At 73.3% G+C, this 23253-nt stretch carries 22 protein-coding genes; 7 read left to right on the top strand and 15 right to left on the bottom strand.

Features of this window, described 5'->3' with window-relative positions:
• Window positions 1-37: 37 nt before the first annotated feature.
• Window positions 38-5431, bottom strand: a complete 5394-nt coding sequence (locus ACFYV1_RS31590; RefSeq protein WP_389399062.1) for a beta-ketoacyl synthase N-terminal-like domain-containing protein — start codon at window positions 5429-5431, stop codon at window positions 38-40.
• Window positions 5432-5667: 236 nt separating this feature from the next.
• Between ACFYV1_RS31590 and ACFYV1_RS31595 the strand changes: the two genes are divergently transcribed.
• From ACFYV1_RS31595 to ACFYV1_RS31605, 3 genes are all read left to right on the top strand, one after another.
• Window positions 5668-6276, top strand: a complete 609-nt coding sequence (locus ACFYV1_RS31595; protein ID WP_389399063.1) for a hypothetical protein — start codon at window positions 5668-5670, stop codon at window positions 6274-6276.
• A 516-nt stretch (window positions 6277-6792) separates the two neighbouring features.
• On the top strand, window positions 6793-7128 hold the full coding sequence (locus ACFYV1_RS31600) for a hypothetical protein (RefSeq protein WP_389399064.1): 336 nt from the start codon (window positions 6793-6795) through the stop codon (window positions 7126-7128).
• A gap of 125 nt (window positions 7129-7253) precedes the next feature.
• Complete coding sequence (locus ACFYV1_RS31605) at window positions 7254-7742, top strand: GNAT family N-acetyltransferase (protein WP_389399065.1); 489 nt, start codon at window positions 7254-7256, stop codon at window positions 7740-7742.
• Window positions 7743-7761: 19 nt separating this feature from the next.
• On the opposite strand, the gene ACFYV1_RS31610 is transcribed toward ACFYV1_RS31605, so the two are convergent.
• The gene (locus ACFYV1_RS31610) at window positions 7762-8607 is read right to left on the bottom strand and encodes a GNAT family N-acetyltransferase (RefSeq protein WP_389399066.1); all 846 of its coding nucleotides are present in this window, start codon (window positions 8605-8607) and stop codon (window positions 7762-7764) included.
• Between the two features lie 271 nt (window positions 8608-8878).
• Here ACFYV1_RS31610 and ACFYV1_RS31615 point away from each other — a divergent pair, with 271 nt between their 5' ends.
• Window positions 8879-9643, top strand: coding sequence for a LamB/YcsF family protein (locus ACFYV1_RS31615; RefSeq protein WP_389399067.1), 765 nt, complete (start codon window positions 8879-8881; stop codon window positions 9641-9643).
• Between the two features lie 30 nt (window positions 9644-9673).
• Here the strand turns inward: ACFYV1_RS31615 and ACFYV1_RS31620 are convergent, their stop codons facing one another.
• A complete protein-coding gene (locus ACFYV1_RS31620; protein ID WP_389399130.1) occupies window positions 9674-10861 on the bottom strand; it encodes an RNA-guided endonuclease InsQ/TnpB family protein in 1188 nt (395 codons plus the stop codon).
• A 153-nt stretch (window positions 10862-11014) separates the two neighbouring features.
• Here ACFYV1_RS31620 and ACFYV1_RS31625 point away from each other — a divergent pair, with 153 nt between their 5' ends.
• Window positions 11015-11671, top strand: a complete 657-nt coding sequence (locus ACFYV1_RS31625) for an allophanate hydrolase subunit 1 (RefSeq protein WP_389399068.1) — start codon at window positions 11015-11017, stop codon at window positions 11669-11671.
• A complete protein-coding gene (locus ACFYV1_RS31630) occupies window positions 11668-12612 on the top strand; it encodes a biotin-dependent carboxyltransferase family protein (protein ID WP_389399069.1) in 945 nt (314 codons plus the stop codon). The genes ACFYV1_RS31625 and ACFYV1_RS31630 overlap by 4 nt, the downstream gene beginning before the upstream one ends.
• On the opposite strand, the gene ACFYV1_RS31635 is transcribed toward ACFYV1_RS31630, so the two are convergent.
• Window positions 12557-13093, bottom strand: a complete 537-nt coding sequence (locus tag ACFYV1_RS31635) for a hypothetical protein (RefSeq protein ID WP_389399070.1) — start codon at window positions 13091-13093, stop codon at window positions 12557-12559. The genes ACFYV1_RS31630 and ACFYV1_RS31635 overlap by 56 nt on opposite strands.
• 190 nt (window positions 13094-13283) lie before the next feature.
• Between ACFYV1_RS31635 and ACFYV1_RS31640 the strand changes: the two genes are divergently transcribed.
• Window positions 13284-13787, top strand: a complete 504-nt coding sequence (locus tag ACFYV1_RS31640; RefSeq protein ID WP_389399071.1) for a DinB family protein — start codon at window positions 13284-13286, stop codon at window positions 13785-13787.
• Window positions 13788-13793: 6 nt separating this feature from the next.
• Here ACFYV1_RS31640 and ACFYV1_RS31645 read toward each other — a convergent pair whose 3' ends face one another.
• From ACFYV1_RS31645 to ACFYV1_RS31695, 11 genes are all read right to left on the bottom strand, one after another.
• On the bottom strand, window positions 13794-14339 hold the full coding sequence (locus tag ACFYV1_RS31645; protein ID WP_389399072.1) for a hypothetical protein: 546 nt from the start codon (window positions 14337-14339) through the stop codon (window positions 13794-13796).
• A 147-nt stretch (window positions 14340-14486) separates the two neighbouring features.
• Window positions 14487-15236, bottom strand: a complete 750-nt coding sequence (locus ACFYV1_RS31650) for a metallophosphoesterase (RefSeq protein WP_389399073.1) — start codon at window positions 15234-15236, stop codon at window positions 14487-14489.
• Window positions 15233-16225 (bottom strand): EamA/RhaT family transporter, encoded by a 993-nt coding sequence (locus tag ACFYV1_RS31655; protein WP_389399074.1) that lies wholly within the window; start codon window positions 16223-16225, stop codon window positions 15233-15235. Before ACFYV1_RS31655 ends, ACFYV1_RS31650 begins: the two co-directional genes overlap by 4 nt.
• Window positions 16215-17474: an ATP-grasp domain-containing protein gene (locus ACFYV1_RS31660; RefSeq protein ID WP_389399075.1), complete on the bottom strand. Its 1260-nt coding sequence runs from the start codon at window positions 17472-17474 to the stop codon at window positions 16215-16217. Before ACFYV1_RS31660 ends, ACFYV1_RS31655 begins: the two co-directional genes overlap by 11 nt.
• Before the next feature lie 87 nt (window positions 17475-17561).
• Window positions 17562-18914: a cation:proton antiporter gene (locus ACFYV1_RS31665; RefSeq protein WP_389399076.1), complete on the bottom strand. Its 1353-nt coding sequence runs from the start codon at window positions 18912-18914 to the stop codon at window positions 17562-17564.
• Complete coding sequence (locus ACFYV1_RS31670) at window positions 18901-19428, bottom strand: deoxycytidine triphosphate deaminase (RefSeq protein WP_389399077.1); 528 nt, start codon at window positions 19426-19428, stop codon at window positions 18901-18903. The genes ACFYV1_RS31665 and ACFYV1_RS31670 overlap by 14 nt, the downstream gene beginning before the upstream one ends.
• Window positions 19425-19985 carry an AAA family ATPase gene (locus ACFYV1_RS31675; RefSeq protein WP_389399078.1) on the bottom strand — a complete coding sequence of 187 codons (561 nt, stop codon included), beginning with the start codon at window positions 19983-19985 and terminating at the stop codon, window positions 19425-19427. The genes ACFYV1_RS31670 and ACFYV1_RS31675 overlap by 4 nt, the downstream gene beginning before the upstream one ends.
• Window positions 19982-21067 carry a hypothetical protein gene (locus tag ACFYV1_RS31680; protein ID WP_389399079.1) on the bottom strand — a complete coding sequence of 362 codons (1086 nt, stop codon included), beginning with the start codon at window positions 21065-21067 and terminating at the stop codon, window positions 19982-19984. The genes ACFYV1_RS31675 and ACFYV1_RS31680 overlap by 4 nt, the downstream gene beginning before the upstream one ends.
• Before the next feature lie 20 nt (window positions 21068-21087).
• Window positions 21088-21525: an SRPBCC family protein gene (locus tag ACFYV1_RS31685; protein ID WP_389399080.1), complete on the bottom strand. Its 438-nt coding sequence runs from the start codon at window positions 21523-21525 to the stop codon at window positions 21088-21090.
• Between the two features lie 20 nt (window positions 21526-21545).
• Window positions 21546-22115, bottom strand: a complete 570-nt coding sequence (locus ACFYV1_RS31690) for a DUF6031 family protein (protein ID WP_389399081.1) — start codon at window positions 22113-22115, stop codon at window positions 21546-21548.
• Window positions 22116-22141: 26 nt separating this feature from the next.
• Window positions 22142-23251, bottom strand: a complete 1110-nt coding sequence (locus tag ACFYV1_RS31695; RefSeq protein ID WP_389399082.1) for a DUF6001 family protein — start codon at window positions 23249-23251, stop codon at window positions 22142-22144.
• Window positions 23252-23253: the final 2 nt, after the last annotated feature.

The following is a 23253-nucleotide window of genomic DNA, read 5'->3' on the forward strand; positions in this document are numbered from 1 at the left end:
ACGGCACGGGGAACAACGGAAAGGTGGTCAGGGGGTGTTACGCGGGGGAGGGGGCCAGCAGAGCGGCGAGGAACGCGGCGACGGCGGCGGCCGTGGGGTGCTTCCACACCAGCGTGGCGGGCAGTTTCAGACCCAGCCGCCGCTCCAGGCCGCGCCGCAGGACCTGTGTCATCACCGAGTCCAGGCCCAGTTCGGTCAGCGGCCGGTCGACGTCCAACCGCTGTGCGCTCAACCCCAGTTCGGCCTCGATCTGCCGGCCGACCTCGGCCAGCAGCAGCACCTCCAGCTCCTCCCGCGTCAGCCCCTCGGCCAGGAAGCCGGGCACGGCGCCCGGCCCGTCGGACGCCTCCTGCGCCGGGGCGGACAGCTCCTCGAGGACGGGCAGGCCGGCGGCGCCGGTGACCGGCAGCACGGCCACGTACGGCCGCGCGCCGCGGCCCAGCGCGTACTCCCAGGCCCGCAGCGCGTCGGCCGGATCGACGGATCCGCAGCCCCGGTCGGCGAGTTCGGCGTCGACGAAGTCGCTCACCGCCATTCCCGCACCGCGCCACGACGTCCACGCGTAGGCGGTGCTGCCCCTGTCACCGGCCGCCTGCCGGTGGCGGGCCAGGGCGTCCAGGCAGGCGTTGGCGGCGGCGTAGCTCGACTGGCCGGTCAGCCCCAGCTGGTAGCCGACGGAGGAGAACAGCACGAAGAAGTCGGTGCTGCCGGGCGGGAACAGCTCGTGCAGCACCAGCGCACCGCCCGCCTTGGGCGCCAGCACCCGCTCCAGCGACGCCTCGTCGAGGTCGCCGAGCATCCGGTCGTCGAGGACTCCGGCCGCGTGCACGACACCGCGCACGGGCGGCAGGCCGAGCGCGTCGGTGTCCAGCGCCGCACGCGCCGCGGCACCGTCGGCGATGTCGACGGCCACGCTCGTCACGCTCACCCCGCGCGCCTCCAGCCGCAGGACCGCCTCGATACGCCGCACGGTGGCCGGATCGCTCTGCGCGGGCCAGGTACGGCGCGGCGGCAGCGCGGTGCGGCCGGCGAGCAGGATCCGCCGCGCGCCCCGGCCGGCCAGCCAGTCGGCGACCTCCAGGCCCAGTGCGCCGAACCCGCCGGTGATCAGATACGTGCCGTCCGCCCGGCACACGCCCGCATCCGAGCCCGCACCCGCATCCGGGTCCGCGCCGCCCGGGTCCACGCCACCCGCATCCGCGCCGCCCGCATCAGCGTCCCGGTCCGTTGCGGGACGTTCGCCGGGCCCGGCCGCCAAGGGGGTGAGCCGGGCGGCCCGCACCCCGTCGCCGCCCACCCGGTAGACGTCCGACTCCGGTACTGAGCGCAGCAGTTCGGCCAGCGGCCCGGCGAGGAGGCCGGGCGGGGTGTCGGGGTCGAGGTCCACGCCGCGGGCATGCAGCTCCGGGTGCTCGCCCGCGACGATGCGGACCAGGCCGAGCAGGGCGCTCTGCGCGATCGCGTCGTCACCGGCGGCCTCCCAGGCACCGCGGGTCAGTGCCCACAGCCTCGGCGGCAGGGAACCGCAGCGCTCCAGCAGCAGTTGGGCAATCGACGCCAGCCGCCAGGCCGAGCGGCGCGCCGCACCGGCCAGCGGGCCGCGCACATCGGGCAGGACCACGACCGCGTCGTGCGGGCCGAGTTCGTCGACCATGCCGGCCAGGGCGTCGGCGTCCTTCGCGTGCAGGCAGCGCAGCCCGGCCCCGCCGAGCGCGCGGCTGACGTCCTCGGCGAGAGAGCCGGGTGCGCCGTCGCCGATGAGGGCGAGGGTCCGCAGCCGGGCGCGGGGCTCGGCGCTGAGCCCGGCTGCGGACCAGCCGAGAGTGTGGGTCACACGCTGCGGCGAAAGCCCGGGGCCGCTGCCCGCGCCGCCGTCGAGGGTGGCGAACACCAGGTCCTCGAGGACGCCGAGGACCCGCCCGTCCTCGTCGCGGACCACCGCGCCGGTGGTGTCGCCGCCGGCCCCTGGGGAGTGCGTGACCTGCACGGTGACGACATCGGGCAGAGCGAGCGGCAGCCGAACACGCCGCACCGCGGCGGGCATCCGCAGCCGGCCGTCGTCGGGGAAGACGAGCGGGGCGATGGAGAAGACGGCGTCCAGCAGGGAGGCGCGGGCGAGGGCGGGGGAGTCGCCCCCGCCCGGCGCGGGCCGCACCCGCGCCCGCAACTGCCCTCGGCAGGAGGCGAGTTCGCTGATCCGCCAGGGGAATCCGACATCGGCGACACCGACCGCCCGCAGACGTTCGTGCACCGCGCCCGGGTCCAGGCGCACGGCTGCCGCCTCGTCCCACCCGTCGTCACCGCTAGGGGCCACGCCCTCGTGCCCCCCGCCGCCGGAGGCGAGCCGGGCCGTGGTGTGGGTGCTCCAACTCGTCGGCGCCGCACCGCCGTCCCTTCCGGTGGCGGCCCCGGCGCCGGCGGCGGTGCGCCGTGAGGCGAGACGGATCTCGTCGTCGTGGCGCACCACATGCACCTCCAGCTCACCGGTGACGGCGACCGGCACCTTGAGCGCCACGTCCCGCAGCGTGTCGGTGCCCCCGGCGGCGAGGAACGTGTTCAGCAGCACCGCGGCGGGCACCACCTCGACGCCGTGGATCGGGTGCGAGCCGGGATAGGGCCGGCAGTCCTCGTCGAGACGGGTGCGCCACAGCCTCGGCGAGACGGCGCCCGCCCAGGTCACCTCCCCGCCCAGCAGGGTGCCCGAGGCGCTGTCGTGCTCCTCGGCCACAGGCCCCGGGCAGGAGACGGCCCGCCAGTAGGGAACGTGCTGCCAGGCCCTGCGCGGCAGCGCGGTCAGCGGCCCGCCCGGCACGGCGAGAGCGTCGGCCGCGCCGTGGCAGTGCAGGGCGCCCAGATGGGCGAGGAGGGTGGCGCGCTCCGGCCGTTCGCGGCGCAGGGTGGCGGTGACGAGCACGTCGTCGAGCCCGGCCGCCTCCAGCGTCTCGCCGACCGAGTGGGTGACGACCGGATGGCCCGACAGCTCGACGAACACCCGGTGCCCGTCCTCGGCCAGAGCCCGCACCGCCCCCTCCAGCCGCACGGGATTGCGCAGGTTGGCCGCCCAGTAGGCGCCGTCCCGCACGGCGGCCGAACGCGCATCGTCCAGCGCCGTCGAGTACAGCGGCACCCGCGGCGCGCTCACCCGCAAGTCGGCCGCCGCGGCGGCGAGTTCACCGAGCAGCGGCTCCATCTGCGGGCTGTGGAAGGCGACGTCGGAGGCGACACGACGCACCATCACCTCCTCGGCCTCCCACTCGGCGCACAGCGCGTCGACGGCCTCCGGCGTGCCGGAGACGACGGTGGAGACGGGGGAGGCGGCGATCGCGGCGACCACATCGGTGCGACCACCCAGGCGCTGCCGCACGGTCTCGAACCCCGCGCCCACCATGGCCATCGTGCCGCGTCCCGTCACCCGGCGCAGAAGCAGCGAGCGGCGGCAGATCAGCCGAGCGGCGTCCGCCACACCGAGGACCCCGGCGCTCACCGCGGCGGCGATCTCGCCCACCGAATGGCCCACCACGGCCGCCGGGGCGAGCCCCTTGGCCCGCAGGACGGCGTCGAGCCCCACCTGCACCACGAAAATCATCGGCTGGACGAGATCGGTCCCGCCGAGCGGCCCCTCGCACAGCACCCGCCGCGCCGAGACCCCCAGCTCCTTCACGAACACGGGCTCGACCAGATCGACGACGGCCGCGAACGCGGGCTCGTGCGCCAGCAGTTCGCGCCCCATGCCCTCCCACTGGGAGCCGTGGCCGGAGAACACCCACACAGCGCCGCGCCCGGCACCGGGCAGGACCTGCCCGGTGACGGCGGCGGGCGCGTCGCGCCCCTCGGCGATCACATCCAGTGCCGCCGCGAGAGCGCCGTGACCACAGGCGACGGCGGCGGCCCGGTGGGCGGCGTGACTGCGACGGGCCAGCAGCGTGTGGGCGACACCGTCCAGCGGCGCTCCGGCACCGGGACCGCGCAGCCACCGCGCCAGCGACGCCGCCTGCGCCCGCACGTCCTCACCGCCGGCGCCCGACAGCGCGAACAGCCGCGGCCCGCCGCCCCCTTCCTCCGCCTCCGCAGGGACATCCGCGGCCCCCTCCGAGCGAGCCCCGGAAAGAGCCCCCGCCCGGGGCGGTGCCTGCTCCAGTACGACATGGCCGACGGTGCCGCCGTATCCGAAGCCGGACACCCCGGCCCGCCGCACCGCGTCCCCGGCCGGCCACGGCACCGGCCCTGTCGGCACGTCCAGCCCCGAGGCGGCCCAGTCGACATCGGGGTTCAGCTCGTTCACGTTCGCGGTCGGCGGCACGACACCGCGCTCCAGCGACAGCACCGCCTTGATCACCCCGGCGACCCCGGCGGCCGCCTCCAGATGCCCGATGTTGGCCTTCGCCGACCCGATCAGACACCGCCCGCCCGCCTCCCGGCCCGCCCCGAACACCCGGGCCAGCGCCCCCACCTCGACCGGATCACCCACCCGGGTACCGGTGCCGTGCGCCTCCACGAACGACACCGACAGCGCGGGAACGCCGCCCTGGGCGAGCGCGGCACGCACCACCTGCTCCTGCGCCGCGCCACTGGGCGCCATGATCCCGTTCGTACGGCCGTCCTGGGCCAGCGCGCTGCCGCGCACGACGGCCCGCACCGGGTCGCCGTCCGCGAGGGCGTCCGCGAGCCGTTTGAGGACGAGGACGCCCACGCCCTCCCCGCGGCCGTAGCCGTCGGCCGCGGCGTCGAAGGACTTGGAACGCCCGTCGCGCGAGGTGGCGCCGGCGGCGTCCAGGACCATCGACAGGCCCGGCGCGGCCACCAGATGCACCCCGCCGGCCAGTGCGTGCGTGCACTCGCGGGCACGCAGGCTCTGACAGGCCAGGTGCAGCGCCGCCAGCGACGACGAGCAGGCCGTGTCGACGACGAGACTGGGGCCGCGCAGATCCAGCACGTAGGACAGCCGGTTGGCGATCGCGCACAGCGACGCGCCGATCCCCGTCCACGCCTCGATCGTCGGCAGGTCCTCGAGCATCCGGCGCCCGTAGTCGTCGCTCCCGGCGCCCATGAACACGCCGGTGTCGGAACCGGCCAGGGTGTGCGGGGCGATACCCGCGTCCTCCAGGGCCTCCCAGCCCGTCTCCAGCGCGAGCCGCTGCTGGGGGTCCATCAGCTCCGCCTCACGCGGGGTGATGCCGAAGAACGCGGCGTCGAAGCCGGCCGCGTCCGCGAGGAACGCGCCGCGCCGCGGTGCGCCGGCCAGCGCACGGGCGGCCCCCGGCCGGCCGGCGTAGGAGTCCCAGCGCCCCTCGGGAAGGTCCCCGACGGCCTCCCGGCCCTCCATCAGGAACGTCCAGTACGCGTCAGGGGTGTCGATCCCGCCCGGAAGGCGGCAGCCGATCCCGACGACGGCGATGGCTTCGGCGGCTTCGGCGTGCTCGTACTGCGTCACAGGCGCGGCCCTTTCGGCGTGGTGGAACGGTCCCGGCGTCCATCCGCCAGCGAACCGCGCCGGGAGCAAGCCGAGTGCAAGCCCGCCCCGGTCCCGCCCGCCCGGCCCACCGCCCCGCCCGCCCGGCCCGCACCGCGGGCGTTGCGCGGGCGTTGCGGGCAGCGGCCCACCATGCGGACCGGGCGCCGCCGCCGCTTTGGGCCGCCGCCCCGCCGTCGACGCCAGGGAGGGCTGCGATGACCCGCACACTGGACATCGGTCTGGACATCGACGGGGTGCTCTACCCGTTCGTCGACGTCGTCGCCCGCTACGCGGAGGGCACCCTGGGCCGCCCCTGCTCGGCGCAGGCCGAGTCGTGGGACTGGTACGTGCACCAATGGGGCCTGAGCGAGGCGGAGTTCTTCGCCCTGTGCGGGCGCTCGGTCCACGACGACGTGCTGTTCACCGAGGGCGCCCCGCTGCCCGGCGCGCTCGAGTCGGCCCGCGCACTGGCACGCGCCGGCCACCGGCTGCACTACGTCACCGCCCGCGCGATCACCGGCGTACCGGCGCCGCTGGCCTGGCGCCGCACCGCGGCGTGGCTGGCCGCCTGGGACTTCCCCGTCGACTCGCTGACCATCGCCGCCGACAAGGCGTGCCGGTTCACCGACGTCTTCCTCGACGACTCACCCGGCAACTGCGACGCCCTCCTGGACGCCGGCCACCCGCGCCCCGTGCTGTGGTGTCACGGCCCCGTCACCGACCACCGGGCCGAACGGGTCTTCGACTGGGACGAGTTCCTCGCCCTGGTCGACGCGGAGAGCACCGCTCCCGCCCGCCCCGTCCCCGCCCGCCTCGCCGCCTGACCACCCCACACCGATCCGCCCCGCCCCGATCCGCCCCGCCCCAAGCCCCGCCCGACACCGCGCCCCGCCCCGGCCGCACCGGGCGAACTGTCCGGGCCGCGCCGACGGCGCCCGGAGGCCGTACCCGCCGCAGGAAGCCCTGCGCGACGTCGCCGGCGGCGGCCAGGACCGGACGAACCGTGCGCCGACGTCTTCGCCGGCTTCCTCGACAGCCGCGACACCCCCTCGCGGACGGCCGGTGCGACGTCACCGGCTCGGCCCGCGAGATCGCAGCCACCGGCGCCGACGCCCTGACCAGCTCCTTCCCCCTCGCGGGCAGGCACGGACCACGGCCCGCGCCTGCCCGCGGCACCCCGGGAGCCCGCCCCCACCGGACGGCCCGCCGAATCGGTTCATCTCACATGTGAAGAAATGCCATAGGGGACATCCGGGTGGCAATCAGTCCGTACTGCAACTGCCATGGGCCCGCCCGCAGTCCTCACCATCAGTTGCACCACACCACCGAGGAGGCACCCCATGACAGGCTGGCAGGCATCCACCATCACCCCGGCTGCGGGATTCACGGCCGACCCCTACCGCTTCCCCGGCGCCGCTGTCCTCGACGAGCGGCCCGAGCCCGCGGCCCACCCCGTCTTCGAGCCCGGCGACTACTTCCTGGCCGCCCCCGACCCCGACCGGCGCGTCCCCCTGCCGCTGGAACCGGCCGACCGGCGCCGCCTCGACCTCCACGCCGCCCTCACCGCCGCCGGCATCGCACCCCTTCCCGGCGACCTCGCCGCCATCGAAGCCCTGTGCGCACTCGACGACACCACCCACACCGCCCTCCAGCGGTGGATCACCCGCACCCCGTGACGGCCCCCACCCCCCACGGCACCCGCGCACCACGGCACCCGCGCACCACGGCACCCGCGCACCACGGCGGCCGGACCGTCCCACCCGGCCGCCCTCCCCCCGGGCACAGTCAGTACCGTGCCCCCATGCCCCACCTCCAGCGCCTGACCCCCGGCCACGCCCCCGCCCTGCTCACCTTCGAACAGGACAACCGGGCCTACTTCGCCGCCTCGATCCCCGACCGCGGCGACGACTACTTCACCGACTTCACCGCCCGCCACCGCGCCCTGCTCGACGAACAGGACCAGGGCCTGTGCCACTTCCACGTCCTGACCGACGACAGCGGCACCGTCCTCGGCCGCGTCAACCTCGTCGACGTGGACGGCACCAGTGCCGAACTCGGCTACCGCATCGCACAGAAGGCCGCCGGACAGGGCCTCGCCACCGCGGCCGTCCGCGAGATCTGCGCCCTCGCCGTCACCCGGTACGGCCTCACCACCCTGCGCGCCGTCACCACCACCGACAACATCGCCTCACAGACCGTCCTGACCCGCACCGGATTCATCACCACCGGCCCCACCCTCGCCGGCGGCCGCCCCGGCCACGCCTACACTCTCGACCTCACCCGCCTCTGACCCGCGGCACACCACCGGCTCAGCCGAGCTCCAGACTGGCCACGCCGAACATCCCGCCCCGCTCCACCTCCGGCACCGGCCCGCTGTACATCCGGGCCGCCTCGAACGAGGGCGACAACCCCAGCCGGTCCATCAGCTCCACGGCCGCACGGTTGTGATCGGGGACATCCACGGCCACCGCCTCCCCGCCCGCCGCCAGCGACGCGAACAGCGCCGCCGCCACCCGCGCGTCAGCCGCATACAGCGGCCCGATCCGCGAGGCGCCGCTGCACGGGCGGATCACACCGAACCCGCACAGCTCGCCGTCGCGCACCGCGGCGAGCGAGACCCGGCCGGGCAGCTGCACCCACGCCGCGAGAAACGCCTCACGCGACTCGGGGAAGAACCGCCGGTCATAGGCGGCCAGTTGCCCGAACGGCACCGAACGCCCGTCGACCAGCTCGACCCCCGGCGGCGGCTGCGCCGCCTCCGGCGCAGGCGTCCCCTCGAACCTGACGTTGTTCCACGCCCGCACGAACCCGGACCTGCCGTAGTTCTCCTGCTGGTCCACCACGCCGTCGAGCCCCACCACCCGGCCCGCCAGACGCTCCAGACCGGCCCGCCACAGCCGCATCCCGTATCCCTGCCCGCGTACCTCCGGGCGTGTGATGTAGAAGCCGACGAACCCGAAGCGCGCCCCGTGGCGCACGGCCGAGATGCAGCCCACCGGCTCCCCGTCCAGACGACCCGTCAGGAAACCTTGCGGGTCGGCGACCGTGAACGCCTGACCGTCCGTGTCGCCCGGATTCCAGCCCTCCTGTTCGGCCCACTCCCGCATGAGCCCGATCTCGAACGCGCTCGCACCACGGATCTCGAACTGCGACATGACCTGTCCCCGTCCCTTCCCGGATCTGTGCCGCACCCGCGCTCCGCACGGTGACGCGGCCCGTGACGACTCCGTCGTAGCATCCCGGCCGGCCACCACCGGCCACCACCGGCCGACACCGGCCACCACGCAGGACCTGGTACGACGGGGGAGACGCATGACCGGAGTAGGGTCGAAACCCGTTCCCCGCCCCGGGACGAAGCCGCGGACGCATCCCGTGCCGGCGGACCGCCGACCCGTCCCGGCGCACTGCCGACCGGACAGGGCAGCGATGACAGACACCGTGATCGACCTCAACGCAGACCTCGCAGAAGGCTTCGGACGGTGGACCCTCACCGACGACGAGGCCCTCCTGTCGGTCGTCACCAGCGCCAACATCGCCTGCGGCTTCCACGCCGGAGACCCCGGCATCATGCACCGCGTCTGCGACATCGCCGCCGAACGCGGCGTGCGGATCGGCGCCCAGGTCTCCTACCGCGACCTGGCCGGATTCGGCCGCCGCCCCATGGACGTACCCGCCGCGGAACTCGCCGACGAGATCACCTACCAGATCGGCGCCCTCCAGGTCTTCGCCCGGGCCGCCGGAACGGCGGTGACCTACGTCAAACCGCACGGCGCGCTCTACAACCGCATCGTCTCCGACCCCGAACAGGCCTTTGCCGTCGCCGCCGCAGCCGCCCGCGCCGACCCGGCACTGTCCGTCCTGTGCCTGCCCGGCTCCGCCCTGCACACCCAGGCCCGGCACGCCGGCCTCACCCCGGTCGCCGAAGCATTCGCCGACCGCGCCTACACCGCGGCGGGCACCCTCGTCCCACGCACCTCGCACGGAGCCCTGATCACCGACCCCGCCCAGGTCACCGACAGGGCCGTCACCCTCGCCCGCGAACACCGCGTCACCACACCGGACGGCACATCCGTACCCGTCCGCGCCCGCTCCCTGTGCCTGCACGGCGACACCCCCCGCGCGGTCCAACTGGCCGAACGGGTACGGGCCGCACTGGAAGCGGCCGGCGTCAGGATCGAGGCCTTCACTTGACATCCTCCCCCTCCTGAAGGAGGGGGATTCCTACGGCTCGCGCCGTGGGGTTTTCTGCTTCGTCGCCGGCTGCCCGCCCGGAGAACTCCGTTGAGGTCTTACACCTGCTCCACATGTCACCGAGAGCCCCTCGGCCGGCACGTTCTTCGCTGCGTTCACGTCCCGGTCGTGGGTCGTGCCGCACACGCACGTCCAGGTGCGGACGTTCAGTGGCATCGTGCCCCGCAACGTGCCGCACGCCGAGCACAGCTGGGAGGAGGGGAACCAGCGGTCGATGGCGACCAGGTCCCTTCCGTACCAGGCGCACTTGTACTCCAGCATGCCGCGCATCGTGGTCCAGGCCGCGTCCGAGACGGCGCGGGCCAGGCAACGGTTCCTGACCATGTTGCGCACGGTCAGGTCCTCGATCACGATCGTTTGGTTTTCACGAACGAGACGAGTGGTCAGCTTGTGCAGGTGGTCGCGTCTGCGGTCGGCGATACGGGCGTGGATCTTGGCGACCTTGCGCCGGGCCTTGGCCCGGTTCGCCCCCTCACCCCTGGCCTTCTTCGCCAGCACCCGTTGGGCCCTGGCCAGACGGGCACGGTCCCTGCGCTCGAACGTGGGGTTGGTGACCTTCTCCCCGGTGGAAAGTGTCACCAGGCTGGTGATCCCCGCGTCGACCCCCACAGCGTTCGCAGTCTCGGGCATGGTCGCGGGGATGTCCTCGCACAGCATCGAGACGAACCAGCGCCCGGCCGCGTCCTGCGACACGGTCACGGTCGACGGCGTCGCACCTGCGGGAAGAGGGCGGGACCAGACGATGTCCAGCGGTTCGCTCATCTTGGCGAGGGTCAGCCTGCCGTCGCGGAAGCGGAAACCGCTGGTGGTGTACTCGGCGGACTTCCGCGACTTCTTCCGGGACTTGAAGACCGGATACTTGGCCCGCTTCAGCCAGAAGTTCGTGAACGCGCCCTGCAGATGCCGCAGCGTCTGCTGCAACGGCACCGACGACACCTCGGACAGGAAAGCCAGTTCCTCGGACTTCTTCCACGAGGTGAGCATCGCCGAGGTGGCGTTGTAGTCGACCCGCTCCTGACGGAGCGTCCACGCCTCGGACCGTGCCGCGAGCGCCAGGTTGTAGACCTTCCGCACGCACCCGAACGTGCGCGACAGCTCCGCCGCCTGCGCATCCGTCGGACAGAAGCGGTACTTGAACGCCCGCTTCACCCGGTTCATGGTCACGCTCACAAACTAGCGACCCCGCATCTTACGTGCGGGTCAAAGCACTGGGATCCGCCCTGGCGGCGGATCCCAGCCCATTGCCCTGCTCCGCAGGAGCTGTGTTTCCTCCCCGAGCTGAAGCACGGGGTATCCACACAGGAGGAAAAGATGAGACTACGGCCCGTGGGGGAGGACTCCCTCCTCGTCGACCTCGACAGCCGCGAAGAGGCCCAGGCCTGGCACGCGGAGCTCCAGCGGCGCCGCACCGCGGGAACCCTCGCCCCCGTACGCGAGATCGTGCCCGGCGACACGACCGTCCTGCTGTACGGAACCCCCGACCCGGACGCCCTGGAAACGGAACTCGGCCACTGGTCCGTGCCCGCCCTCACCCCCGCCGACGGCCCCCTCCTCGACATCCCCGTCCACTACGACGGCGCCGACCTCAGCACCGTCGCCGCCCTGTGGGAGGTCACGGAGGACGACGTGGCGCACATCCACGCCGGTACCGAACACCGCGTCGCCTTCTGCGGATTCACGCCCGGATTCGCCTACCTGACCGGACTGCCCGACACCCGCCACGTGCCACGCCGCACCACACCGCGCACCCGCGTCCCCGCCGGCGCCGTGGCACTGGCCGGCCCCTACACAGGCATCTACCCCCGCTCCTCACCCGGCGGCTGGCAGCTGATCGGCACAACCCCCCAGCGCCTGTGGGACATCGACCACGACCCCCCGGCACTGCTGACACCCGGTACGCGCGTACGGTTCGTCCCCCTGGAACCCGAACCCCCCACCACCGCCCACCCCGCCCGGCCCCGCTCATGAACACCGCCACCCTGGAAATCGTCCGGGCCGGCACCCTCACCACCGTCCAGGACCTGGGCAGGCACGGCCACGCAGCCCTGGGCGTACCCCGCTCCGGGGCACTGGACCAGCCCGCCCACCGCCTGGCGAACCGCCTCGTCGGCAACCCGGCCGACGCCGCGACACTCGAAACCACACTGACCGGCGCGACCCTGCGCACCACCCGCCCCGCGACCGTCGCCGTGACCGGAGCCCCGGCACCGGTACGCATCGCCGGCCGGCCGGCACCCTGGGCGGCCCCCGCACACCTCCCGGCCGGCGCCCTCCTCGACGTCGGCACGGCCACCGGCGGCCTGCGCAGCTACATCGCGATCGGCGGAGGCATCGCCGTACCCCCCGTCCTCGAAAGCCGCTCCACCGACCTGCTCTCCGGCCTCGGCCCGGCCCCCCTCCACGACGGCGACGTCCTGCCCCTGGGCGAGACGACCGGCCGGCCGCTCCACACCGACACCGTCGTGTGGGACGCACCCCCGCGGGAACTGGTCCTCCCCGTCCTGCTCGGCCCGCGGGACGACTGGTTCACCACCCGCGCCATCCGCACCCTCGCCGCGGCCCGCTACCACGTCGCCACCCGCAGCAACCGCATCGCCCTGCGGATGGACGGACCCGCCCTGGAACGCGCCGTACCCGGCGAACTGCCCAGCGAGGGAATGCCGGTCGGCGCCCTCCAGGTACCGCCCGACGGCAGGCCGGTCCTCTTCCTCGCCGACTCGCCCACCACCGGCGGCTACCCCGTCATCGGCGTTGTCCCCGAACACCGGCTCCGCGCCGCCGCGCAGGCCCCACCGGGCCTGCCGGTCCGCTTCCTCCCGGCCCGCCACCGGCCCCGCGCGGGCGCCCCGCGCCTCAGGCCGGCACAGCCTCGTACAGCCCACGACCGGCCCGGTGCGCACGGGACGTAGCCACGAGCCGGTCCAGAGTGCTGCGCACGGTGTTGATACTGCCCGGCGAACCGTCACGGCCGAGCGCCTCGGCGACGTCACGCGCACGCAGCGCCGTACCGGCACGACGGGCCAGAACGTCCATGACCTGCTCGGTCAGCCCACCGCCCCCGGCCTCCGCGTCCTGCTCCACCGCCTCCGCGTCCTGCTCCACCGCCTCCGCGTCCTGCTCCACCGGCGCCCCGGCCGTCTTTGGCACCGGCGACACCTCGGACTCCGCCGGGGCGGCCGGCCCCGGCACCTGTCCACGAGGCGCCGGAACAGGCGCGGCGGACAGGGCCTGCAACGCGGTCAGCGCGCTGCGCACCGACTCGAGCCGCCCGGTGACCGAGGCGAGTTCCTCCTCGAGGGCCTGCTGATGCCGCTCCAGCTCCGGCAACTCCGCCTGCAGCAGCGCGGTCGCCTCGGTGATGCTGCCTGCTGCGTCGGTCGACGACGTCACGTCGGTCTCCTGATGACTCGGATTCGGCGAAAGGACTAAGGCGGCGTTGCCGCAATGCACCGTACTGCTCCCCGGCTTGCCGCCGACGACGAGAACACAACGACAGCACAACGACTGCACAACTGCCCAACCGCCCGCCCGCACACCGTCGGTACCCGCCGGCGGCGGACCCGATGAGTAGGCTCACGGTGTGACAGACACCGAGCCGCGCGCCGACCTGCGCCCACCCAGCCTCGACGCCGACGAGAAGACGACTCTGGTGACCTTCCTCGACTATCTGAGGGAGGCGGTCGCCGCCAAGGCGACCGGCCTCACCGACGCGGCGGCCGCCACCCCCGGCGTCCCGTCCGGCACCAGCGTCCTCGGCCTGATCAAGCACCTCACCGCCGTCGAACTGAACTGGTTCGCCTGGGCCTACGCGGGCGAGGACATCCCCCTCCAGGACGACGAGTCACAGCCCGCGGGCGACGAGGCGACAGAGCCGGCCCTCGCCGCCTACCACCGGGCGATCGAGCGGAGCAACAAGATCATCCACGCCTGTGACGACCTGGACCGGCCAGGTGCCCGGTCGCTGCGCGAGACCTCCCCGCCCACGATGCGCTGGGTCCTGGTCCACATGATCGAGGAGACGGCGCGGCACGCGGGCCACGCCGACATCCTGCGCGAACAGATCGACGGCTGTGTCGGCCGGTGACCCGCGTCAGGACTCCGGCAGACTGTCCGGGAGCTGAGTGAGCAACAGCCGGCCGTCGGCCCTGATGTTGCACTCCCTTATGGTCCGCGAGATCTCCGTGCTGTGCCCGCCCCGAGTCCGCAGGAACAGCGTCATCGTGACCTCGCCGAGCCCCTGCCGCTCGCCGTCCTCCTCCACCAGACGGCGGTAGAGCGTGTTCGGCCACCGGTCGGGGTCGGTGTCCTGCCACAGACGGGGACCGTCACCGCCGGAACGGCAGTGCTGCCCTCCGTGCGGCTCCTGCAACAGCGAATGACCGGTCGGCAGGCTGCTGAACAACGGTGCCAGCCGCTCGCGCAGACGGTAGTTCTCCACCAGACGCTCCTGCTGGCTGTGCCGCCCCGCGGGCACCGTCATGCGCAACGCGGCCAGCACATAGGCATGGCCCCCCGGCGCCGTCACGGGAAAGTCGTCCTGCCACGTCGGCCAGCCGGGCGGGCGCGACAGCGGAAACTGCTCACCACCCACGGGGCGCCTCGGTCTCGGCAGGTACGCCATCTGCTCGTTGTCCACCAGGTAATTGTGACTCCTTTCCGGACCGGGCAGGGAACTTCTCGCCACGGACTTCGACTGCTTCGACGTTTCCTTCCGGCGGGGCAAGGTGCTGCGGCCGTCGTCGCCCGGCGCGACCGCCTCCGAAACGGCTCGGTCCCGTCCGGGTCAAACGGGGCGCACATGACTGGTGAGCCGGCCCCCCTCGTACAGATGGAAGGTGAGGGCGGGCGGCACGCGGTCCGACTGCCAGGGCGCCCGCGCACCCTGCTCGCAGGGCAGCAGCGCGGCCGACGCGATCCCCGGCGCGCACAGCAGCGGCAGGCCGGCGAAGACCGTGGCGGCGGCCGTGTGGGCGTGGCCGCAGAGCACCGCGACGACCTGGTCGTGGCGCGCCAGCACCGCGGCCAGGCCGTGCGGCTCACGCAGCCCGATCCGGTCGATGCCGGGCAGACCGAGCGCCGCGGGCGGATGGTGGAACGCGACGAAGGCCGGCCGGCCGGGCGCGGCCGCGAGCGCGTCGTCCAGCCACCGCAGCGTCTGCGGTTCCAGCAGGCCCTCGGGGCGCCCGGGGACCGAGGAGTCGCACATGAGGATCCGTACGCCGCCGATGTCGCGGACCTCGTTGACCGGGGCCGCGCTCGCGGCCCCGCCGAGCAGCACCTGGCGGAACTTCGGCCGTGCGTCGTGGTTTCCGGGACACAGCAGCACGGGGCAGCGGTCGTGGAGCGGGGCGAGCAGCTCACGGGCCCGGCGGTACTCCCGCTCTCTCCCGTGGTCGGCGATGTCCCCGGTGACCAGGACGGCGTCGACGGTGCCGGGCAGAGCGGTGAGGTGGTCCACCGCCCGCCGGGCACGGGCGGCGCTCGCGGGGCCGCCGTCCAGGTGGAGATCGCTCAGATGCGCCAGGACGGTCATGCCCCGGCCTTCTCCGCCACCCGGTCCGGCGCCTTCCCGTGCTCCGCCGCGGCCCGTGTGCCGGCCCGTCTGCCGGCATGCCAACGGGCCCAGGTGCCCACGCACATGGCGGCGGACAGCACCAGGATCCCGATGAGGGTGTGGTGCGACTGGTGCAGCCGCGGGTCGAGGAACTGGGCCGCGTAGGTGATCACCAGGTTGGTCCCGAACAGCATCGAGACGGTGATCGGCTCGGTCCGCACGATGCCCTGCTGGAGCAGGTACAGCGAGACGATCACCCCGAGGAAGCCGATCGCGAGGATCGCTCCGACGTTGCCCGGCGAGTACGCCCCGAAGCTGCCGCGGACGAGGAGAAGGACGAGCGACGCCACGATCAGGGCCACGAAGCGGGACGCCATCATCTGCGGCACCGACATGCCGGCGTCGCCCAGCCGCTTGGTGTAGTAGGTGACCCCCGACAGCGAGACCGAGGTGAGGACGCACACCACGGTGCCGAAGACCAGCTCGCCGGCCGGCAGGTCCCCGATGGCCGACGATCCGCCGGACGCCGTCGCCAGCAGGTAGCCCATGGCCGCCAGCATCGCCCCGGCCGCGGCCAGTTCCAGCGGCAGGGCCTTCGTCCCGGGGCGGAGCTTGAAGCCGAGCACGATCGTGATGGTGGGACCCAGGCCGATGATCATCGAGTTGGCCATGGCCGGCTCGAAGACGGTGAACGCGTACAGGACCGAGATCCAGCAGACCGCGGTGGAGAGGTTCAGCATGATCACCTCGGGAAGGCAGCGGCGCACCGCGGCCTTCAGCGCCTGCCTGTCGCGCAGGGCGAGGAAGTAGAAGGCCTGGGCGACGACGAAGGAGTTGAACGCGATGAACTCCGGCGACAGACCCTGGACGAGGGCACCCTCGAAGACCGACTTGGTGGAGTTGATGACGCAGTAGCCGAGGACCAGCAGCGGACCGGCGGCCACGGCGAGGCGGCGGCTAGACGACATCGTAGAAACCCTCGCCGTCCAGGTGGCGGGCGGTCATGTAGTCGTGGGTGACGGTCCCTTCGACCTCGTGGAGCAGGTGGACGAGCAGCGGATGGGTCAGGTCGTCGACCGTCCGGGACAGCTCCTCGCCCGGCTGCACCTTCACCAGTACGTCGTGGAAGCTCTCCAGGGCACGAAGGTCGGACAGCTTGGGGTAGCCGGCGAGTTTGCCGCCCTCGGGCGCGATCATGTTGACGCAGACCGCGTGCCGGGCGACCTCGTAGTCGCTGTGCCGGCGGGCCTCGAAGGCCTGCGGGTCGGTGTGGGCGAGCACCGTCCACTCGAGCTGGCTCTCGCCGATCGCCGCCCGCGTGAGCAGCGGCAGCATGGCGCCGCAGACCCGCGCCCCGGTCTCGACCAGCCGGGGACCCTGCGGGGTCAGCTTCAGTTCGGTGTGCGCCGGGCCGTTGCTGATCCCCAGAGCGTCGAGCACGGAGAAGGCGTAGCCGGTCAGCAGGTCCTGCTCCGGCCCCCGACGGGCCATCAGCGCCGAACCGCCGAGCAGGTCGCGGACCCCGTTGACCCCCAGGTGCTGGGCCTTCCACAGGTCGCACACGTAGTGCCTGCCGTCGAGGCTGACCGTGTTGACGTAGTACTCGGCCCCCACCAGGTACTCCTGGGCGACCACCGCGTCGTTGCGCAGTCCGAGCGCGCTGTCGGCGCCGACGAGCGATGCGAAGGCGGTACGGACCTGTGCGGCGGTGTCGCAGAAGAACACCCCGTCGCTGAGCGAGCTGCGGACCGGCTTGAGGACCACGGACCGGTCGGCGTCCCCGTACCAGGCCAGCAGGGTGTCGAGATCGGTGGCGAGGATCTGGTCGGCGGTCGGCACGCCGGCCGCCTTCACGGTCTCCACCATCTTGAACTTGTCCCGCCGGGCGGCGCTCAGCGCGGTCCCGTTGGTCCGCAGGCCCAGCGACTCGCTGAGCACATCGGCCAGTTCGACGCCGATCTCCGCGCCGGCCAGCAGTGCGACCGGGGCGTACGGCTCGAGGGCGGCCAGCGTCTGCGCCACGTCGCCGCGGTGGACGACGGTGGTGAGGAAGTCCTCGGGCCGGAAGGAGGCGCCGAAGACGGCGGGTGGTTCCTCCGTGCTCTGCACGTGCAGGCAGTCGTAGCCCTGGGCGTGGAAGAGCGGTGCGAGATGACTCGCGCTGGAGAACGCGTCGACGACGGCGACGACGGGACGACGGCCCTGAGGGGCGCTCATAGGAGTCTCCTTCATGACGGAGCGGGGAGAGGGGGGCGGGGCGGGAGGGGAGGGCGCCGGTGGTGCGCGCGGGCGGGGCGGCGGTGTTCAGCCGGTCAGGGCGTCCACGGGTTTCGCGGGCCGCCGGTCCGGCCGCGGGCCCGTGTCCCGGCCGTCCGCGACGGGGGCGAAGACACCGCGGGCCACGGCCCGCCCCAGCCACCAGCCGGCGATCTGCGAGGTGACGACGGCGGTGAGCACCAGGGTGGTGAACAGTGAGGCGTTGACGATCCCCGCGTCGAAGGAGACCGTGGCGAGCACGATGCCCGGACCGCCCCGCGCGTTCAGCGCGACCGAGAGGTCGAGGGACTCCGGCCCGGGCCGCCCGGCCAGCCGGGCCCCGCCGTACACGCTGACCGCCTTCGCGGCACAGGCCACCAGGATGAACCCCGCAGTGAAGACGGGGTCGAAGGAGTGGACCAGGTCGAGTTCGAGGCCGACGATCGCGAAGTACACCGGGACGAAGAACCCGGACGCGAATCCCCTGACGTGCCCGAGGGACTCGCTGCGCGACGTCTGCCCGGTCATGCCGGACAGCAGGCCCACGACGAACGCGCCGAACATCGGCGCGACCCCGAGGAAGACACAGGCGGCGGACGCCGCGAGAACGGCCGCCATCCGCACCGCGACCCGGCCCTGCGCGCTGCCCGCCGTCCCGGCCCCGGCACCCGGCCGGCGCCGCAGCGCCGCGGCCGCCAGCATCATCAGGCCGAAGAACGCCACCGACGCCACGAGGTGGTAGACGGCCGAGCCGTGGGCCGAGGTGACGCCCAGGGCGCCGGCCAGACCGAAGCCGTCCTCCCGGCCGCCCGCGACCATGCCCAACGCCACGGACAGGACCACGTTGAGGACGATGTCCTCGACGACCGCCACCGACAGCACGATCCGCGCGAACCGGGTCCGGACGATGCCCAGGTCCAGCATGATCCGCGAGATCACCGGGATGCTGGTGACCGCGACGGCACAGGCGACCACCAGGGTCAGCGCCGGCACGTCGGCCGCCGGACCCATGACGTCCGCGGTGTCGACGGCCCGGACCACGACCAGTCCCAGCACGAAGGGAACCGCCATGCCCGCCACCGCGATCACGGCCACGGACCGGCCGTCCCCGCGGGAGAAGACCGTACGCATCTCCATGCCCGCCGTGAACATCAGCAGCAGCATGCCGATCTGATGGACCAGCGTCAGACCCGAGGCCGCCGGCCCCGTCGCGGGAAAGAGCCAGCTCTGCACCTCGGGCAGCAGCAGGCCCAGCACCGTCGGACCGAGGAGCAGCCCGCCGAGGAGCTCACCGACCACCGGGGGCTGCCGGAACCGGGCGAAGAGCCGCCCTCCCAGATGGGCGGCCGCAACGAGCAGGGCCAGCGCCGCCAGAACGCGGAAGAGATCAGTCTGGGACACGGGCGTCCAGACTGAAACGGGAGGCCACGGCCGACGAGGAGCCCGTGTACTTGCCGTCGTAGCCGACCGCCTCGCCCTGCATCGACCAGAAGGCCAGCTTGCCGATCATCATGCCGGGATACACCCGCACCGGATGGGCGACCTTCATCTCCAGCGTCCAGGGGAACACCGCCCCGCTGTGTCCGAGCGGGGCGGAGAACTGGATCCAGATCCCCAGCGTCGAGGCGGACCGGCAGGCGTAGAGCGTGGCGGCGTAGTGCGGGCTGCCCATCGCCTCCATGGTGCCGCCCAGGTAGAAGCGCCCCGGTTCGAGGACCATCCCCTCGGGCCCCATCTTCACGTGCTCGGCCCTGGGCGGCTCGAAGCAGTCGATGACGTCCTGCTCGTACCAGAGGATGTCGTCGGCGAGCCGGAAGCCGTAGCTGTTCGGCTCGATGCGTTCCGCGTCGAAGTCGTCGATGTGGATGCGTCCGGCCCGTACCTCGGACAGGATCTCGGCACCGCTCAGAATCACAGCCAGCTCCCCAGCAGTTCGTCGACGGCACACCGGTACTCGTCCGGGCCCGCGCTGTTGTCGATCACGGCATCCGGCTCGATCAGGCCGATCTCCCGGGTCGAACGGTCCGCGCGCGACGGGTCGCCGCGGCCCGCGAGCCGCACCTGCCGCACCTGTTCGTCACAGGTGATCCGCACAACGCGGAACCCGTGGCCGCGCAGCGCCGGGGCGTCCACGTGCGGGTCGCGCAGGTCGTCGTTGACGACGACGTCCGCGTCGGCCGAGGAGAGCCGGGCGACGAAGTCGTCGGCGAGCGCCCGCGGCCGGATGCGGCGCATCGCGTCGGCGAGCGCCTCCATCAGGACCTGGTCCTGGGCGCCGTCGGGAAGACGGCCGCCCGCCGCGCGGTACACCTGCTCCTGGAGGTCGTACAGCGGCTTGGCGAGCTTGACCCGGGCGTGCGTCAGGCCCTTGGCGCGGGCGAACTCCTCGATGAGGGCGGCGCAGGTCGACTTCCCCGCACCGGCCAGGCCGACGACGGATATCCGCAGGCGGCGGGCCCCGGCCGTCGTCACCGGCCCTCCTGCTCACCGGCGGAGCCGGCGGGCCGGCGGCCGAGGACGGCGTCCACGTCGACGTCGAGGGTGCCGCGCAGCCGCACCATCTCCACCGGGTCCAAAGCGGTGCGCAGCGCGGACAGCGACCGGTAGAACTCCGCGTAGTCGGGGACCAGGTACGACTGCCAGGTGAAGAACGTCGTGTCGACCTGACGGTCCACGATCTTGTTCAGATACGCCCAGCGTTCGTTGCCGTCCGTCAGACGCCGGACGGTCAGCGGCTCCCCGGGCCTGACCTCGGGCAGCAGCAGCGCGGCCAGCCGCCTTGGTTCGGGCGTGAACTCCGTGCCGAGCCAGGACTCGAACACGTCGGGGTCCATGAGGATCTTGTGGCCGCTCCCGTAGGTGTCGAGCCGGTCGTCGACGCCGTCGCGGACGAGCTGCTCCAGACGGGCGTCGGCCCGGATCGTCCCCACACCCACGTACGGGTAGTCGCGCCACGGGTGGACGAGGACCCGGCCGTCCTCGACGGTGCAGAACAGCTTGTCGCCGGTGAAGTACCGCCAGCCGGGGCGGCGCAGGGCGGACAGCAGGGTGGTGGTCTTGCCCGCGCCCTTGGGCCCGGCGATGATCACCGCCTCGTCGCCCCGGTACAGCCCGGAGGCGTGCAGGACGACCGTGCCGAGGTTCTCCTCGTGCCGGATCACGAGATCGCGCACGAAGTCGAGGACCTGGACGGTGGACCCCTCGGTGAGGCGGACGGCGAAGGTGTTGTCCTCGGCGGTGTCCACGGGCGCGTCGAGGAGCGTCGCCCGGTTCACGTACCGGCGGCGGCCGCCGGCGTCCACGACGTGCGCGTCGAAGTTGAACTCGGCCGCGTTGCTGCGGCGCACGACGGACCGGGGCAGCTCCCACACCTCGGGGGCGACGTCCGCCTGCGGGTCGTAGGCGTGCACGTCGATCCGGAACGTCGCCTCACGGGCGGGCTCCGCGGAGATCAGATGCCGGAAGAACCGGCGCACCGGCTCGAAGACCGGCTCGGCGTCCGCGGCCACGTCGAAACGCACCGTGGTGTGCAGGAAGTTCAGATACAGACTCATGGCAGGTCGTTCTCTCTCGGTCATGCGGCACGGGCCGCGAGGGAGCGCAGCAGCGCGTCCGCATGGGCTTGGAACGACTGGGACCAGATCGGTTCGAGGAGGGGAGCCAGACCGTCGATGCCCAGCTCGAAGCCGATGGCGAGCGAGACCCGGACGCCGCCGGGCACGGCGTCGACCGCCCACTCGCCCGACAGCTCCTCCAGATCACCCGTCAGCTGCTCGAAACGCAGGCGCAGGCCCGGCCCGGCGGCCTCCCGCTGGACCCAGGTCACCTCGCTGCCGTTGAGCAGCACCTTCCACTCGTCGAACCGGAAGGCCCGCTCCCGCGCGGCCGGCCGGGGGCTCACGGCGACCACGTGCCCGGCCCGCGACGCGGTCCTCCCGCTGTCCTTGACGAGCGCCCACACCTCGTCGGCGGTCCGTCCCTCGAGCAGCGTCTCCGCCCGAATCTCGGGCATGTTCACCTCACCTCTCCGCGTCAGGCGGCCTTCATGAACGGGGCCAGGAATCCGATGTCGAGCCCGGCCGCGCGGGCGAGGCGGGCCCAGACCCGCAGGGTCAGCAGCATGTCCCGCTGCCCCTCGGCGACGAGCCGGTCCGGCAGCTGTCCCGGAAAGGCCTCCAGCAGCCGCTCCCACAGCACATGGACCTGCCCGACCGCACAGCTGTCGCCGCCGAACTCCTCGTGCAGGGCGAAGACCTCGGCCAGTTCGGGCCCGGTGGCGTCGACCACCTCACGCATCCCGTACTCCAGGGCGAGCGCCAGGCAGTGGGCGTCGTCCACCGCGACCCGGCCCGCCAGCCGCTGGTCGATGTCCAGCAGCTGCTCCAGGAAGCGCAGCTTCGCCGCCTGCTGCATCTGCGGCTGCTCCGTGCCCCCTTCGAGGTCCTCGACGTAGGCGCGCCCCTCGGCCAGCATCAGCCAGGCGGCCTGCACCCACGCCTCGACGGCCTGCGGGCCCGCCATGACGTGCCCGGCCCGCACCGAGGGGAACACCGCCAGGTCCGCGGCCGTCCGCGAGACGCCCGGCGTGCGATTGTCTGTCATGTGCTGCTCCTTGTCCGTGTACGAGGTCACCGGCCGGCCCGCGCACCGCGGTAGCCGATCCGCAGCCGGGCCGCGCCCGCGCGCAGGGCCCGCAGCAGCGACGCCGCGGCCTTCGGGTCCAGCCCGGACAGCTCCTCCAGGCCGACGGGGGAGCCGGTGAGCGCGAGGTCCCTCTCCGCGCCGACTGCGGGGAGCACCACCGCGGCGCGGGAGTCCAGCAGGAGCGACGCCCCGGGCAGGTAGGGCTGTACGGAGCCGGTGACCTCGGCGCCCACCGTGACCGACCGGGCGGTGCCCGTGGCTCGTACGGCGTCCAGGACGGCAGCGGTGAACGCCCCGGCCAGCGGCTCGCCCGCCGCGGCCGGTCCGAGGGCGGCGCCGATCCCCTTGCGCAGCCGTTCCACGTCGGAGGCGACCGCCTGGAGCCGCTCGTCGTGCCAGCCGCCCCCGGCCACCAGCCGGCTCCAGCGCAGCACGTACCACTTGCGGGTGGTGTAGACGTCGCCGTGGTGCGAGAGCAGCGCGTCCATCAGGTGCAGCAGCACGTTGTACGCGTAGCCGACCCGGCCTCGGCTCTCCCCGGCGGCCTCGGCGAGCACGGCGTGCACCGCCTGCTCGACGGCGGTCTGCAGGGAGGCCCGGCTCCAGACGCGGCTGAGCGCGGGCAGCCACGGCAGGAACGGCGCGGTGCCGTCCAGGGTGATGCCGTTGACGATGCGCTCGGTCTGCTTGCGGCGCGGCTCGCGCTGCTTGTCCCAGGCGCGGAAGCCCGCCACGGTCTCCTCGGCCGGCAGGCCGGCGAGCCGGTTCAACTCGTCGAGGCTGGAGGCGAGTTCGTTCCGGCCGAAGGAGACGACCTCCAGGTGGTGACCGTTCTCGAAGATCTTGGTGGCGATTCGGGGGCCGTCGATGCCGGCCTCCTGGACGCGGATGAAGTCGAGGTCGCTGGTGGAGTTGGCCAGCCCGTGGACGGGGGAGCTGGTCAGCAGCAGCAGACCCTCACCGACCTGGTCGCGCATCAGGGCGGACAGCCACGCGGGGTCCAGCCGGCGGCCCGCGAGGAAGGCGGTCACCTCCGCATGGCGCCGTGCGGTCAGCTCGTCGGGGGACAGGGCGTGGGGAAAGCCGGAAGGCATAC

This window comes from Streptomyces sp. NPDC003023 (genome assembly GCF_042888225.1).
Lineage (GTDB): Bacteria > Actinomycetota > Actinomycetes > Streptomycetales > Streptomycetaceae > Streptomyces.